The organism is Anaerovirgula multivorans, from assembly GCF_900188145.1.
GTDB classification, from domain to species: Bacteria; Bacillota; Clostridia; order Peptostreptococcales; family Natronincolaceae; genus Anaerovirgula; species Anaerovirgula multivorans.
Map to the genome: position 1 here is coordinate 49,600 of NZ_FZOJ01000006.1, position 16,508 is coordinate 66,107.

Annotated in this window: 12 protein-coding genes; all 12 read right to left on the bottom strand. The window is 39.7% G+C overall.

Annotated features, from left to right (window positions below):
* Positions 1-4: 4 nt before the first annotated feature.
* Positions 5-2,260, bottom strand: a complete 2,256-nt coding sequence (locus CHB72_RS07730; RefSeq protein WP_089282311.1) for a hypothetical protein — start codon at positions 2,258-2,260, stop codon at positions 5-7.
* 412 nt (positions 2,261-2,672) lie between these two features.
* Positions 2,673-3,581, bottom strand: coding sequence for a hypothetical protein (locus CHB72_RS07735; RefSeq protein ID WP_089282312.1), 909 nt, complete (start codon positions 3,579-3,581; stop codon positions 2,673-2,675).
* The gene (locus CHB72_RS07740) at positions 3,582-4,283 is read right to left on the bottom strand and encodes a hypothetical protein (protein ID WP_089282313.1); all 702 of its coding nucleotides are present in this window, start codon (positions 4,281-4,283) and stop codon (positions 3,582-3,584) included.
* A 33-nt stretch (positions 4,284-4,316) separates the two neighbouring features.
* A complete protein-coding gene (locus CHB72_RS07745) occupies positions 4,317-5,297 on the bottom strand; it encodes a LamG domain-containing protein (protein WP_089282314.1) in 981 nt (326 codons plus the stop codon).
* A 3-nt stretch (positions 5,298-5,300) separates the two neighbouring features.
* Positions 5,301-6,089 (bottom strand): hypothetical protein, encoded by a 789-nt coding sequence (locus CHB72_RS07750; RefSeq protein WP_089282315.1) that lies wholly within the window; start codon positions 6,087-6,089, stop codon positions 5,301-5,303.
* A gap of 17 nt (positions 6,090-6,106) precedes the next feature.
* On the bottom strand, positions 6,107-6,856 hold the full coding sequence (locus CHB72_RS07755; protein WP_141131350.1) for a hypothetical protein: 750 nt from the start codon (positions 6,854-6,856) through the stop codon (positions 6,107-6,109).
* A 320-nt stretch (positions 6,857-7,176) separates the two neighbouring features.
* Positions 7,177-7,788, bottom strand: coding sequence for a hypothetical protein (locus tag CHB72_RS07760; RefSeq protein ID WP_089282317.1), 612 nt, complete (start codon positions 7,786-7,788; stop codon positions 7,177-7,179).
* Between the two features lie 14 nt (positions 7,789-7,802).
* Positions 7,803-8,306 (bottom strand): hypothetical protein, encoded by a 504-nt coding sequence (locus CHB72_RS07765; protein ID WP_141131352.1) that lies wholly within the window; start codon positions 8,304-8,306, stop codon positions 7,803-7,805.
* Positions 8,284-8,748 carry a hypothetical protein gene (locus tag CHB72_RS07770; protein WP_089282319.1) on the bottom strand — a complete coding sequence of 155 codons (465 nt, stop codon included), beginning with the start codon at positions 8,746-8,748 and terminating at the stop codon, positions 8,284-8,286. Before CHB72_RS07770 ends, CHB72_RS07765 begins: the two co-directional genes overlap by 23 nt.
* A 4-nt stretch (positions 8,749-8,752) precedes the next feature.
* A complete protein-coding gene (locus tag CHB72_RS07775; protein ID WP_089282320.1) occupies positions 8,753-9,871 on the bottom strand; it encodes a DUF1349 domain-containing protein in 1,119 nt (372 codons plus the stop codon).
* Positions 9,872-9,911: 40 nt separating this feature from the next.
* Positions 9,912-12,821, bottom strand: coding sequence for a hypothetical protein (locus tag CHB72_RS07780; RefSeq protein ID WP_141131354.1), 2,910 nt, complete (start codon positions 12,819-12,821; stop codon positions 9,912-9,914).
* Positions 12,822-13,022: 201 nt separating this feature from the next.
* Positions 13,023-16,400 carry a hypothetical protein gene (locus tag CHB72_RS07785; protein ID WP_089282322.1) on the bottom strand — a complete coding sequence of 1,126 codons (3,378 nt, stop codon included), beginning with the start codon at positions 16,398-16,400 and terminating at the stop codon, positions 13,023-13,025.
* Between the last annotated feature and the right edge of the window lie 108 nt (positions 16,401-16,508).

The window sequence follows — 16,508 nt, forward strand, 5'->3', positions numbered from 1 at the left end:
GAGCTTATACAGGTTCTGCTTTTGATGTTATCTTGAACTCCCCGCCCCTCCGGGCATGTTTACTTGTCGCTATTCGTACGTATAAGTCTTTAGTATCGTTATGAGCCATTACGTCTGTAAGCTGTAACAGGTGCAATGGGGTAAAAGGCATTTCATTTTCACTAAACTCTACTGCAACGTCTGGTATTAGCTCGGGCGTAACCCCAGTAGATGGGAACGCTGTGTCGAAAACATCCTTGGCGGAAATCTCCACACTATCTACAGCAAAACCATTTTTATTTTCTAGTGTCACCTTCTTAGCTGGTGTAGTCTGCCCACCTACTATAGTACCGAAGTCTAACCACTCAAGTAAGTCTCCTTTGCCATCTGTGAAATAACTGCCATTCTCATCTTTAAACATTAACCCTTTATAGGTACCCAACACTTGGAATGTCTCTGTGTAGTACCCTCCATGAGTATCCTTTATTTCCAGTTTGATGTCGTTCATTACTCCTTTATTTAAGTCGTCGCTATCCCATAGATAGCTAAAGCTTCTTGGGGAGGGGGCAAAAGGAATATAGTCAAATTTTAGTACTCCATTAATAGACACCCTATAGGTTACATCATCTCCGTCCGCATCTCCTATTGTACCGTTTACACTAAATTCTGTGTAGGTGTACACTAGTGTAGGGTCTTCATTTGATAAAACTAGGTTGCCCACCCACTCAGATATCTCGCCACGCTGATCCCTAGCCTCTACCTTTATACTGTTCTGACCGGGATTAAAATAAGGGTAGTTATATGCTCTGGTAAAACTATTTCCACTAGCTATACTGGTCCAAGTATCTACTTCTTCATAACTTTCCCCCGCCTTTTGTATCAAAACCCTGTACTGTACTGTGTCACCTTCCAAGTCCTCGATCGTACTTGTAACCGTAGCGTACTCGTTGTGGACGGTATCAGGATTTATAGTAGGGTCAACGATAAGTGGGGCGACGTTAGGTTTAAAAGTAATCGTCATATTTCTTACTACAGGAGGCTCGTTAGGATTTTGACTGGAGAGTATAGCTCTGACATACATACTCTCCCCGTATATCTTATTGCCGAACAGCTCTTTAAACTCTATAGATGTTAAAGCTTCTAGTTCAGCTTTAGTCATTTCTCTATCCGCTACCCACTCGGCACCGTCATAGCCATACCATGTAGTATTATCTTTTGACAGCAAGTACCTTGTATAAGTCTCTGCTAATACCCTTTGCTCTAGCTGTAAATCTTCTTCACTATTCGTCCACGTCAGTATTGTAGGCGAGGCTAACGAGTAAATTGGCTTATATTCAGGTACAGTTAATTCTAATTTGGAGTTTTCAAAATGAATATAAGTATAACTAATTTTACTTTCTATAACATCTTCATTATCCGTCCAAGTGTAAATTTCCACTGGCTTTTGTAATTCTGCCCACTTTTCTTGAGGAATTATGGATAAATCATCCATCCCATTCTCTTCAAAATCTTCTTTAGTTAAAGGTTCTTGAATTGTTTTTTCTACCCAATTACTATCAGAGAAAGTGTAGATTTTATCCAATGATTTAATCAGAATAAGTAAAACCAGAAAAGGTAAATTTACACCATATAAAATATCGTCAATGATATCAAATTCATTATCACTTGTAATGGTATTGCCTTTATCAACACCATGGAACCTTGTTCCACTACTCACAATACAATTATATAACATAGAACTCCCATTTCCACTGCGTATCCCTACACAGTTGATAAAAGCATTATTATAAAATGGTATTTCAGTTCCTCCTGCGTGTTGTAAGTTTACGCTACAGCCAGTAGCCGTGATGTTTCTGAAATTCATTAATACGCTATTATTTATTCTTTGTAAAGCACTATTAGTCCACCACGAACTTGTATCAAAAGTTCCAATAAGTCTACAGTAATCCACACTAATAGCAATATTCCCAGAATAACTATTCCAAACACCAATATTTCTAATTTCTAGTTTATATAATATCTTTCCATTTCCCGCTACATTGCAACTTTTTCCCTCAAAGTCTACTATTGCCAAACTGATTTCAGATTCACTTTTTAGAGTTAATATCTTAGACTCAAACTTACTCATTGTAGGAATTGTATAAATAGAGTTGGGCTTTAAATTAATCACGTCATTGTCTATAGCAATGTCTAAAGCTTTGTCTAATGTTTTTAAAGGATTAAGTGAAGACCCATCAGATAAATCGTCACCATTTAATCCATCAACATGTATTTCTGCCACTTATTTCACCGTCCTTTTTTAGCATATTACTTCAATTAAAACATTTCTATTATTTCGCTTCTTTCACACTCTTAACATTTAATACAATAGGTACTCTATACGTTCCGTCTAACGAACTTTCCTCAATATCATACCTATGAATTATACATCCTGTGTAATTATAAATAACTTTCTCATCTGAAAAGTTTCAGAGTCTCTCATTATATACTCACCTTGTACATCAGCAATTCCCTTAAATCCTCTTACAGCTAAATTATTAACCCCTTTACTCTTAAATTTGATTTTTAACTGTATTTAAAACAACCTTATCATCGTCATTAAAAAAGAAGATGAATTTTCCTGCTTCTTTCAAGCCATATTTTTGATTTTTACTCATTCTCTCCTTTATTTAATTTTTAATTTTGAGTAAAGATTAATTAACCTCTACTCCTGTCACTTTAATAAAGTCTTCTAAAGTGGCTTTAAATAATTTACCTTCATCCACCATTTCTTCTGCTGAATTAACACTAGCAGGTTTTTCTTCCTCAGCATCAGTCCAAACTATTATTTCAAATTCCTCTTCTTGGTTTAACCTTTCCATTGGAGAGAATGGGTCTGTTTCTATCACTAAGAATTTAGGTTTTTCACCTTCCCTATCGGTCCAAGCTATTACTTCAATTTCTTCACCTTCAAGTTCTTGAAGTTTTTCATCAGTGATACCATTTAAAGTATCCATACCATATGTTTCAAAATCTAATTTTGTTAGTGGTTCTAATAGAGCAGTTTCAACCCATTCACCTTCGGATAATAGATGGATTTTATTAGAGGATTTTATTAGGTGCTTATATGTGTCTATACCCCATATCTCAAACTCTGCTATGATATATCTTCCATTATTAGGGTCTACGCCCTTTTCAGTAAGATAAAGCCTGTAAAATGAATACGCATTTAAACTATCTACTTGATACTCTCTAATTTCTGAACTGCTCCACGTTGGCTCACTTGAAACAGAGTGTAAATCAGTCCAAGTTTCATTATTGTTACTACCTTGTAAAATCCATCCTCTCGGCATGGAAGTTGTATACTTAAAAGACCCTGCTAAACTATCTGCCTGTAGCTTGTATTCTTTAACACAATATTTTTTAGGCATTGTTACAGTTATCGTTGTATTTATGGGAGCATTATTCCCACTAAACCAAGAGTTTTCAAAGTTTGTAGGGGGCTCTCTGTCAAATAGCTTCCATATAGCATGGGTTTCATTAAGTTGCGAATTAGTGTTTACAGAAAAACCGTCTTGTGTGTATCCTGTCATTTTAGGAACAATTCTGAATAAATTAGCCATTTATCTCACCCCCATCCCGTTTATTTTCCACTCATTCTTATTTATGGTCTTCCTAACAACTCTACCATCTTCTAAAACCCCTGCTTCATTCATTTCAATAGCAACTTTACTAACTTCTTTTTCATACCCTTCTAGAGCATCCATTCCCCACTGTTCAAATTGCTCTTGTGTAGGAGTTGATAGGTTAGGGTATGTTAATGCATTGTCTAATAAAGTGTGAATTTTATTTGAAGATTTTATGAGGTGTTTTGTATTATAAGCATCAATATCTACTAATTCACCATCTTCATTAATATCAATAGCATCAAATGACCATCTTCTTAGGTCGTTTTTTGCTTTGAAGACCGCTTCGTGAATTTTACTAACCAATCCTGTTACTTCAAACATTAGTTTTTGATGTGAGGTTCCACTATTGACTGAAAATGATGGGTACTCTACACCATCTATTGTACATGTTAGATCTGTAGTATACTCAGTGTGTACAGAAGCTATAAATCTTAAATCAGTACCCTTAAACTTAAATCTTGCGGTCACATCAGTATCTATTGGATTGGTGGGTATATAATGAAGAGTCCCATTGTAGTAAGCAGAGTTATAGTGTATACCCCATCCAGTACCTGTATATTCAATATAACTATTTGTATCATCGTATCTTTCCCAACCATTCTCTGGTTGTAATAATTGCTGTCCGATTAAACTCATTTATGTCACTTCCTCTCTAATAAAATCAAACTATTATTTAACTGTCATACTTTGTATTTCATTTTGCCATTTATCTGGTGCAATCTTTCTAGTATATACCTTACCCTCCCCCTCATCCCTGTCATATTCCATAGTTTTTACTGCTTTGGTGGTTGGGGTGACTATGCTAGCTAAGCTATCCATGCCATATTCTTCAAAGTTGGCTTGCGTTAGTGGTTCTTGAAGTTCCGTATTTATCCATTCGTTAGCTGGATAGGTGTATATGTTACTGGTCGATTTCACTAAATATTTAAACATGTTTAAACTATAGATGGCATCTGTTCGCATAGCTATATTTTGAAGAGTTCCGTTATAGTTCACATTAGCTGAATTTATTACTGTAGTCCCACTTTCCTCATCAAATCTATAAAGTCCAACAAGTCCTTCTTCGTTGCCTTTTAAATATCTGTTATGATAGTGTGCTACCTCCTCATCAGTTAATGCCCTATCCCAAAATCTAACATCGTTTATTAATCCCTTACTAGCGTAGTGTGTTGTAGATACAGTATTACTTAGGAACCTTGGCGGATAAGTACCACTAGCTGACGAAATCACACCGCTTCTTACAAAAGGTGATCCTTCACCTAAAAACTCATCATTGCTAAATAGTCTTACTTTGTTTGTTTCGGTATTTACTGCTGCTGTAAAGATATAAACTTGACCTAGCTGAAAATTCGGAATGAGTGCAGTAGCAATCACCAGAGAATCAGTAGTCATCAATCTTCCACCAAAAGCTAGAAGTTTTGTACTCACGTCTACGTAAAAATTGAATTTGGTGTTACTACCACCGATGCGTGACTGAAATATATAAAAATGATTACCGTCATGTACACCACCTGCACTGACTATACAAGCAGCTTGGATAGTCATTTCTGTCTTTCCTGCTAGACTATCCGTAATAAAGGATTCTGGGATTGTGACTCCAGTATTGTAACTGCCGTTGTTCACAACAGCACCAATATTATTTTCACTCAACTGTTAATCTCCTCCTTGCTTTAGATTTGACGATATACTCAGTATATCTTTAAATCTATTTAAGTCTAATTGATATTCATGCACTCTACCTTCCCCCACGGCATATTTGAAAATCATATCTTCTGCTATCTCTATCTCTTCTTCTTTATCTTCACTGGCCTCTACTTCTATAGACTGTATTTTAGCTTTGCCTTCTGTGGGAACTTGTAGGCTGACTTCCCCCGCCCCTTCACCTTCAAAGGTAAAACCTTCTCCGTGGTCGAGTATTACATCTCCTGTGGTAGTGGGGGATAAGTCATGTTGAAACCTTCTTTGAAACGTAAAAGTATCCCTATCCTCTTTTATAATACTATAGGAAAAAGTATTAGTGAGTCCGTTGGCATCCGTTACTGTCAACAACACTGTATTATCTGTCAATGTAAGATTCTCTGTAGATATTTGCAGACTTAAGTCTGCTGGTGTGGACTGTGTATCACCTGAAGTTATGTCGACACCGTTAACTATTAATGCGTAGTTTATACCTATACCACCGTCACTAGTTACTTCACAAGTCAGCACAACATTTGATGCATCCGTGTCCCATATGTTAGTGCGCGAGAATCCAGCAGCACTAATGGACGGTGGAGTGCTGTATATTTCATAATGGTGTGCCCACGTATCAGGAGATACATCCCACACAGACGTTGCATAGCCGTTGCCCGACACGTGTGGGTTCTGTGCATCTGGTTCTATATTGTCCGTAAAATCCCAAGTATCTGGGTATGCCAACCACCTAACTATAGATTGTCCCATACGATATCATCCTCCCCCTACAAGCACAGCCTACAACCTACTTCTGCGGAGGTATACAAATCAAGGCGACTTGATAACGTTCGAAACACGCCCGCACCCATACCTGAACTATACGCCCCACCAACGAAATAGAAGTAAACATGGCCATAGCCATCACTATAATTGCGGCCACTGTCGTACAAACCGCCAGTAGTATTGGTTAACCCAGATGTGCGTGGAATAAATCCACTTTTAGGCTCAGTACGTATTGTTCTTATGTTACCTAGATTCATGGAAAGCGATGCTGATATCCTTTCATACCCTGTACCACCATTATTAAAATAAACATTAGACACGTCCAAAGGACCATTAGGGGAACGGCATCCATCCAGCATTACAGCCAGATTACCGTAGATATCTTCAATGCCCCTGTAAGACACCTGAACAGCATCTGCGGTAGATCCGTAGGTGTTGTTGCCTCTTTCCAGTGTACCACCTGTACTAACCGATGCCGCACCACTAGTATACCCTAAGCCTATTTGACTCTGAGAGTCTGGGTGGCCATATTCAGTTATATAAAGCATTTGGATAAAACGCCATAGGTAATAGTCTAGCTGTGTCCACCCTAGCCCCATTGCTTTAGCAGCATCCCGTACAGCCTGTATGGTAATACTCCCTCGTGGTGTCTTGTTTGGTAGGCTCCGCAGCTTACCCTGCGGGTCAATCCAGCCAAGAAATGCACCTATATATCTGTGGTCTACCTCCACGGGTGTACCCGCAGCGTCCACGTGTACACTTCTGTCCCTAAAAAAAGCATGGTCTATCTCCCACTCGTCCGCCCCGACGTAGTCAGTAGCCTGCGGGTCACCGGACACACCAAAATGGAATATATTACCATCCGCATCATACTTCTTAACAGAATATGCTTTGGGAATCTGAACCATGGCGTTCTGACTCAGTGTTTCAACTTCCTCCCAGTCTACTTCAGTGCCGTCTGACTTCAAGTTACTGTTATCGGCATCTAAAAAGTACGCTACGGAATGATCTGGATTAACTACACACCTAGCTAACTGCCCCCAAGGAGCTACTTGATTTAAATTGTGTTCACTCATATTTTTACCTCCCAATTCAATTCCCCGCCCACATTAGCTATGAGAGGAGCTTCAAAAGAATCTAAAACTCTGTCGCCGTTAACAAACTCTAGACACCCGTTCAAATCCCTGTCAGATACTAGATGCACAGTAAGTATATACTCATTATCTCTACCATGTGGCAGGGTAACAATAGGCTTAAAGTTAAAAGTTGTTTCACCAATAACCATTTCAGACTTATAGCCAAAACTATAACTTATAATGCCATTTAAAAACTTTCCCTTCTTCTTTCGCCCGCCCACATTAGTCTCTGAGTAGGCTCTTTTGTAGGTAATAATGTCTCTTTGGTACATGTTTTGGTTAGTTAACTCGTAGATATTATCTTTAGTCCTATACCTTATATCAACACGCTTACCTAGTATATTGAAAGTACCTCTTGAACACTCAAACCACATCTTCTTCTTTCTTCCTACTAAACCGAATCTTACTAATTTTTCCTTCTCTATATCGTAAAAGCTATTCTCCCTTATAGTCTCAAAGTCAAACTCGGCTAGACCGCCCTTATAATATTCTGCTAGCCACACATAGTCTTGAGATACAGGGGAGAAATTGGGACAATCTCTAAACATCCTCCCCGCCCCCCTTACACGTAAAAATACTCTACACGAAGCTTGAACTGCCTTAACCCTGCGGACACACCATGCAAGTCAGACTGAAAGTAGTTCGTAAGTTTGGCAAAGTTTACTGTGTTTGCTAAAACTCCAGTATTCGCAGTTCCTTGTATAGTACCTTCTGCCGCCCCGGCAGCACCTATAACATGTTTAGTTGCGCCCCCAACCTGAGTAAATGTGCTCTCATTTAACGAATCTACCCTTGTATAGACCCACTTGTTCGCAACCACATCCATCGTGTCGGCGGCACCATCAGTAGTAGTAAATTTACAATCTTGCATATGTGCTACGTCTTCAGCACCTTGGAAGTTATTCCAAATCAATATCTCCTGTTCGGCACTTTGCTGACCTGCGTTTAATGTGCCTATCTGCCATAGTGAAATAGCATCTGAATTATCACCTAGCCTCCATGAAACAACTGGTGCACTCATATATAACACCCCTTTTCTAAATTTAGTCAAGCATAAAATCCACACAAATACTAATATCAGCAGAACCAAGACTACCATTTGCGTTTACCTGTAATGATTCAAAATCTAAGCTACCTGTTAGACTTGCCTGAGCAAAAGTAGCTCCCACAGGTACTGTAATAGTCTCCAACGTCCCGCCACCCTTTAATAACACCACAACCAAGTCGATGTCAAAAGGCTTAGGGAAGCTGACATACATAGTCTTTAATGTACCCTTATAGGGAATATACAGTGACACTGTATGATTCTCTTGCGTAATCTGCTTAATATAGAAAACTGCTGTCTTTTTTATTGATAATTTTTCGGCTAAACTAGCCTTGTCGCCCCTAGCCTCATCTATCTCAGTTAGATAACTGTCTATAACAGCATGTGTTCTCTGTCCCTTATTAATAAGATCGTTATGATCATTTGTGGCGGTTTCACCCGCCCTGTTAAATCTCACTGACATATTATCAACCTACCGATCCTGAAACTATATTAAGCCCAAAGTAAAACTCTGGAACTGCTGACTCTAACTCAGTTGCCCTTCTAACTCTAAGGTAAAAGCTCTTTTCTCCTAAAGCAGGTATGCTGCCTAATGCTGCGATGTTGCTAAAATTACTACCGTCTACTGAAACAGAAACGAACTGATTATAATGGTCTGTGTCTTTATGCATAGAAGGTTCTATACTTACGCTATTAAAAATAGCACTGTGTGGATTTTTAACTGTCATAGCTATATCCCTGAACTCAGTAGTGCCTGAACCTGCCACTGAGTTCAGATACCCAAGAAACTCCTCTTCGTTAGCATCTACCCTTTTGTAAACACCGTCCTTGTCTGTGTAATATAAATCAAGGCTTAACTGAAACCTAAACTCATCCCCGCCCCACAATTCTCTGTTACTCTCGTCCTGTAGTATTGAGTTACCCTCCCACTTAAATTTACCTGTGACAGGTATTCCTAATAACGACAAATCAAAAGCTGTGGGGTAGTGAGCTGAATTAGTTTTTTCTGTTACCTCGTTACCATCTTCGTCAAGTAGTTTTAGCTTAGTACCTGCTGGTGGGTTCTCTATATACACGTTCACACTTCTGAATATCCTTACGTAGTCCACCAACAAGTGTTCAGTACTACCATCTACGAATAATCCAATCTTGGGAGAAACCTCACCGAAATTTTGGGTACCCACTAGTTGCCATGTCTTACCATCCTTCGACCAGTAGCCTGTGTAGACATTATAGTCCCTTACTAACCTTAGCCATGGGTAGGTGTTGGCAATACCTTTATCTACGTCAAAATATTCTTCTAGAGCAATGAAATTGTTCGCATCCGAGTATATCACTATGCCACCTATCTCACCCGCCTGAGTGGGGTTATAGGTATTCTTTACATCCATCACAAAGCGTTTTTCTTCTGTTAACTGATTAAAGAACAGATATAGTGGTGTACCCCCGCCCTCAAGATGAAGACGGGTGCCATCCGTATAGTACCTACTAGGGACATTGGGAGAAGCCTCCCATTGGTCACCTAGAGAACTCGAAAAATCCGATTGATATATAAAACCCGACTTTAGTTTTGTCACTATCGCCACACTAACCACCTACCTACCTTTAGTATAGGTACAAACTTGCTTAGGTAAACAGCCAAATCTTCTTACCTATAGAACAACCTTCAATAACTGGCTCGTACTCAAAGGTAAATATCTGACACTTGTCAGACTCTTCCTCTAGCAGTACAATGTTTACGTTATATGACTCTTCCGCCCCCACAAATTTGTAACCATCATATTCTTTTTTGCTTACTGTATAAACTCCGGGCATAAGATTAAACAGATACTCCGTTTCCAGAAGCTGGCTTGTTGTTACATCAATATGCTGTACTTCTATACAATCGAGTACTGGATCTTTAATGGTAGTACGCTTATACTTAAACTCAACTTCGGCACAAACATCATCTTTTGGCACATACATACTTTTTGAAGCATCGTCCCGCAACTCGTAGTGGTTTATTGTAATAGCTTCAAATGTACGATTACCTTCTTTAAGATCTTTAAATTCTTGTCTCAGTAAAACTTGACCAGTATCTATATCCACATGCCGTACTATTGCACAACCTTCGGCTGGTAGTAAGTCTAAAAGACATCCTATTAGGGCTTCTACACACTTATCCCCGCCCTTTGGTTCGCAGTAAGGTGTAACCATTACATCATCACATACCCAATTAGTTAAGCGCAACCAGTTAATTTTTGCATAGTCCCATGTGTAATCATCATTATCATTCTGAAAAACCCATCTGTATTTATTTAAGCCTTTATTGACCGGATGTGCTACCTCGCCGCTTTTCTCGTGCTCTAAACTATTCTTAAGTGCGCCATTAATATAAAAGTCTAACTTACTTGAGAACGGACTAGCAACTAGCTCGTAGCAACCTTCTACGACAAAATTGTTTATAACGAACAACGTCCTGAAGTCAATACCATTTAATACCTCGCCTTTTTGTTCTGTAGAGATGGATACTTCAAAGCTATCAGGTAAGCCATCAAAATGAAACTCATATACTCCCTCGTCTGTATACGTCTCCGTCATACCGTCTACATCTACAGTTATGTTACTTCCACTACAGCCCCCACCATATATTGGCTCATACTCATATAACCTAAAATTAATTGCCTCAAATCTTGAATCCTTGTACTCTTTCACCTTTTCGTAGTCATATCCGTCTATCCAGAACATGCCATTAAAGAACTCGAAAAGAGGCATACCCTCACACTCGTTCATAATGTTTTCAGTGTGGTAAGAGAATGTTAACTCCACAGGATCATCGAAAGGATTAGTAACATCCAGTTCTATCCTACCGCCGTCAAAGAGTATATCATCATGCCTATTCTTAAAATAACTGTTTGCACCAGAGCTACTTGAGCTCACATTATCTAAAAATAGTCTTATACCATCTGGATAGCACATGCCGTCCTGTAAGTGATCGCCTAGTGTACCTTCTTTGTGTCTCTCTACCTTAATAGCATCTAACCACAACCATCTACCTACTTGAACATTGTCCTGTGCTTTAAACGTGTCGGGACTAGGGGTTTTTAGAAAGTCAGCTAGGTCAGCTACCTTGAACTCCGCCCCCTTATAGTCAGCAGGTATATCTGTTATAGGGACTTCTTGTAATTGTTCTGTGAGAGTTAATCCACTTAATGTGAACCCGCCCCCCTTATCCTTTATCCCGCCCGCAGTACCAAAATCCTTCATCAGATAGTATACAACTCTGTAAGTCTTATCAGTAGGCACAGTAAAGTTTATATGCTGCCCCATTACCTCTCCGTAGGTATTTTCACTTATTACATTATTAGTACTAAGGTCTATTACCTTTACTAATACTTGTGTATTATCCTTCGCTGTTTGCTGTGCTGTGCCTAGTATATTTAAGCTGTACTTGACAGAGCCATAAAAATTTATACCATTTGCGTCCTTGTTCATATCTTCGTAGGTATCTTCAAGCTCCAAAACCAACCCGTACTCCCCCGCCTGCATATTATTATAAGACTTGCTTATCTTGCCGGGGTCACATAATGTACTAGGGTTGACAGAGACACAACCTATATTTCCGTTTACATCTATAATTGTGTCTACTATTTTCCAGTCCAGGCCATCATATTTTACAAGATGTACTTTAAATATTCCCCGCCCAAAAGAGTCACCTAACTGCCTCAGATATGTGTTATAATCAATATCCAAGTCGAACCTATGAGAGTCTATGGTCCATATGTCTATTGCTTTATATGCAATATCATTATCTCTGTGTGGTGTGGAGGTTGAGTCAAAGGTTATATACCCCCCACCATTAATTTTTTGCTGACCGTAGTTGTAGCCATAACCGCTATAGACGGACAGAAACTCACTGTAGCTTATGGGGCCATAACTAGACGAGGCGATATCCCTGTAAACTACTGCGCCATCATGATAAGCGTGGTGAGATACTCCGTCGTAGTATACGAAGTCCCCGCCATAGTCAACAGTACTCTTACTCACAGGGTTATATATTCGGCCAGCCTCGCTATCATAGTCAAACTTAGTTGTAACATTAAATGCTCTGTAATAAGGAACGTGTGCGACAGACCCTCCAGATAGCGGAATGTGAACCAACCCATCCTTTATCTCAATGTTCTGCGAACCATTACTGCCATCACTGAGGTATATTCCTGCGTCACTTAAATCCCCAGCAGTCACCTCACTTAGGAGCTTTGTAAGTGTTGGGTATGTTTTATTAAATGTAGCGTATACCTTAGATGCGTGGGAGAGTACTGATGCATCATTACCCTCATAAATTAGTGAATAGAAGTATTGCAACGTTTTAGGGTCACGTAAAAACATTAGATATTGCCTACCCTGTGAATCAGTAAACACTACACTGTTATCTCCAACCCAATCCAGTCCATGTATTTTATCTACAATACTTCTAACATGTGTTCTGGACTCTTGCCAACTCATATGGTCTATTGACTGTACAATACCGTTAGCAGAGTCTCTAGGCGTGACCACGTTACTGCTCCTACCTGTCCATGCGTTACCCTGCGTAGAACTTGTGCTACTTGAACCGTTATTGCTTCCGTAAGAAGATGGTTGCCTCACTATCTTGTGTGTGCCTGCAACCTGACCTCGTGTCACTGTACTACCATCAGCCTTCTTATACTCTATAATTCCTGCGTCCATTACTTCCTTGATAGTAGGATAACGAGCCATTTAACTACCACCACCTAACTGTAAATATTCAAATACGACATTAGACGTACCACTAGGTACATCTAGATTCTTAACTTTTTTACCTGACATAGAAAATTCGCTCTCTTTGGTACTGAACAACAACTGTCTTGCCCCCCCGCCAAAGTAAGCATAGACATTTAACTGATCGCCATACTGAAATCTAGCACCATACTCAAAAGATAGCCTATCCACGTATCCACTGGGTGGAGTGCTGGGCAAATCTACTTTCATCGTGTGACGTATGAAGTCTTTATCGAATAACTGTGACTTGCTGACACCATCAACTATTACAACTCCGTCACCTGATCCGCCAGTGCCAAAAAACTGAAATATATCTACCCACTCCCAAGCATATTGTTCAGCATAGGAGAAGTCTAGCGTTACACTTGAGTCAAAGGTAAAGTGCTCTATGTTATTCAAAGCGTTACTCTCCATCTGATCATTGAAGTACTCCAATAATACAACTTCGGTAGCTAGTACCTCGTCTATCTCAGTAAGGGTGTCACTATCTATATAAGGTATAGTATTAAATGGAAGGTAAAACCTGAAGTCGTCACCTGGCATTAGTCTTACTGTAAACTCACCAAGAATATCACCTGATGATACCCAAGTGGTTTTTGAGGTTAGCTTCCCAGTATTTAACAGTAAATCTAAACCACGTTCCCCGCCCACCAATTTCTGGCTGTAAGACTGCCTTAGACCTAGGTTGTCTGACGCGTAATTAAAAATGTTGCTTACTTTATCCATCTCTGTTGGTAGGTAGTTACCATGATCTCCATCCACATACAGACTACTATAAAACTGAACAGGTGACTGTATACTGCCACTGGTATCAACTGAGCCTGCCACGAACTCAACTAAGGTAGTGTCATCGTGTAAGTGTACTGGTACTAGACTCCTATCGCCCTCGCCTCCATAGAATCTTTCCACAAAATCGCCATTCGAGTAAACATCAACAAACTCGTCCTCGTTCAACTGATTACTAGTGTCAAAGTATAAGTAAGCATTACTGGGCGCGGCTAGGATGAACATGCCGTAACCATAATCAGCTACAGGGTAACTAGCGGAAGGTATATCTAAAACCAAAGACCCATCGAAACTCCATAAACCACTAAGCTCTACACCGCTTGGCACGATATTTTTTAACTCTGTGCTATAATCATAAGGTATGCGAGAAGGACATATTATCTCCACCTCCCCCGCCACGGACAACCTGTTCATACCTAGCGACTCTATGTTATACGTTATAGTAGCATTATCCTCTGGTGTAGCGTAAGATTTGCTTAGCACCCGCCACCCATCACCATACTCAGGTGTAATAATTACATGTATATCACCATATGTGTCAGCCTCCCATCGTCTGGGTGTAGTGCTTAACATGAAATCCTCATTAAACAGTAAGCCACCAATACACTCCCTATCGGGTTCGTTCACACCTAACTCATAACCAAAGGAGAAAATACCGTCACACTCACTCTGCAGCTCTACCTCTAATTCTCTAGAATTATCATTGTTGCCATCAGTAAAACCCCTGTAGAAAGTGCTTAGTGAGCTATCTTTTGCGTATACCTTCCACTTACCTTCTATCATTTCACCATGCTTGTCATAGTCTTGTGGCATAGGATCATCAGCATAGCCAACTGTCTCCACCACTTCTATATCTTTAATAAATACTGCATCTAAGCCCACGCCCATAGAAGCTAGTTTACTTACCATCATATCAAACTTATAGGTTTGTCCTTCACTCATGTTAAATTTAGCTTCCTGCCACCCATTTGTGTCGAACCACGGGCCGCCCACCTGATTCTCATTAATGTACAAGGATAGGTAACTTTGATTACCACCTTCTATCAAGTACTTAAATGAAATGTATCCCTTCTTTTTCAGCCTCCAATTAAATGTAAGCTTGGAAGATAGTGTTTCAGGTAACCTATTTAAAGGAAGTTTAAGTATATTCTCGTTTCCAGCCCCGCCGTCCACGGAATTAACTAAATCCCATTCGATATTCTCCTTAGATGACACAGATCTCAGCATATCCATAAGGTCTGTAGTAGTACTTTGTCCCTTGGTTGAGAATAAGGGTACTTCTGCATCTACACCATTAAAGTAGTTAACATAGTCAGCACTAAAATGATGATTATAAGGTAACGGACACTTTGGTATGAAGTCTTTTTCTACCTCTATGCCTAGCCCTGTAAACTGTATACTTTTAAATCTAACTGTACTACTACCTTTCGCCCCCTCAACTACCCACTGGAAAGTATGTGTACCTGCAGGTACGTTTACAGTACTATCACTAAAGTACAGGTCTGCTGTCTTATCTTCCCATAGACCTGATTCCTCGCCGCCCTCACGATAAACACTATCAATTACCTCCAATAACTCTACATCCGTATACACTGATAGGGGATAGTGCTGGCCTAGCTCGTCTATAAATGCTTCTGTCCACTTACCATCATGAGACTTCGTTATCTGGTTGATATTCTGCCACTTAGATGGCGTTGTATGAAAAGCTGACACAAACACAACTTTCCACTGATTGGGACCTGTCTGGTAATAATAGTACCTGTCTACTAGAGCCCCCACGGTGCCCGTGTCATGTATCCCATGCTTAACGTCTACAAAAGGTTTTAGATCACCAGACTTATTCCGCACATACCACTGTCCTTCTGTACCAACACGATCTGCGTGTCTCCAGATAACCTCACCGTCCAGAAGTAGCTTGACAATACCACCGTTTAAATCAGCCGCCATGTTGAATACAACCAAGCCAGCATCATTGTACGTTACTTGCTTAGAAAGAGATAGTGTTTGGCCCTCCCTGCTCTTACCTGTCAGAGAGTTATACTCACTAAACCAGTTACCATTATACGTAAAGCTATTGTCTATGGAGTTACTAAAATCAGCGAAATATATGACATAAGGCTTTTCACCTGTATCTAGTATCTTCAATATACAATCCTTAATAAAACTTAATGCCTGTGAGTATTGACTATCTAAAGGTTCGGTGTTCTGCCGCACCCACCACATAAGTCTGCGGTACATATTCCACAAAGCTTCTCTGCACCTTACGTCTTTATACCAATCTCTATTATGCGTAAAGTGCTCTATCATTTGATCTACTATGTTCCTTAAAGCCTTTTTGTCAACCTTGCTCCAACGTCCTATTTCTCCATTACCCTCGTCTCCCAACAAAGGATTCTGGTAGCCTGGCAACCTAGTTTTCCTGGGTTGGTTGGGGCTACCTTCCTTAGAAGGGTGATTAGGGTGCTGTGGGTTTACTACATTTAAAAGCATATTTTTAAACTTAGGGTCACAGCCCCCACTACTATACAAGCCTAATTTGCTCATGTACATCCCTCGACTTCCTCAGAACTTCTTGTGATTACTTGTAACCCTTTACCAGGTATCAATAATTCCCCCCTAGTTTTTGTTATTTTATAAATTTGACTTCATAGTTATATA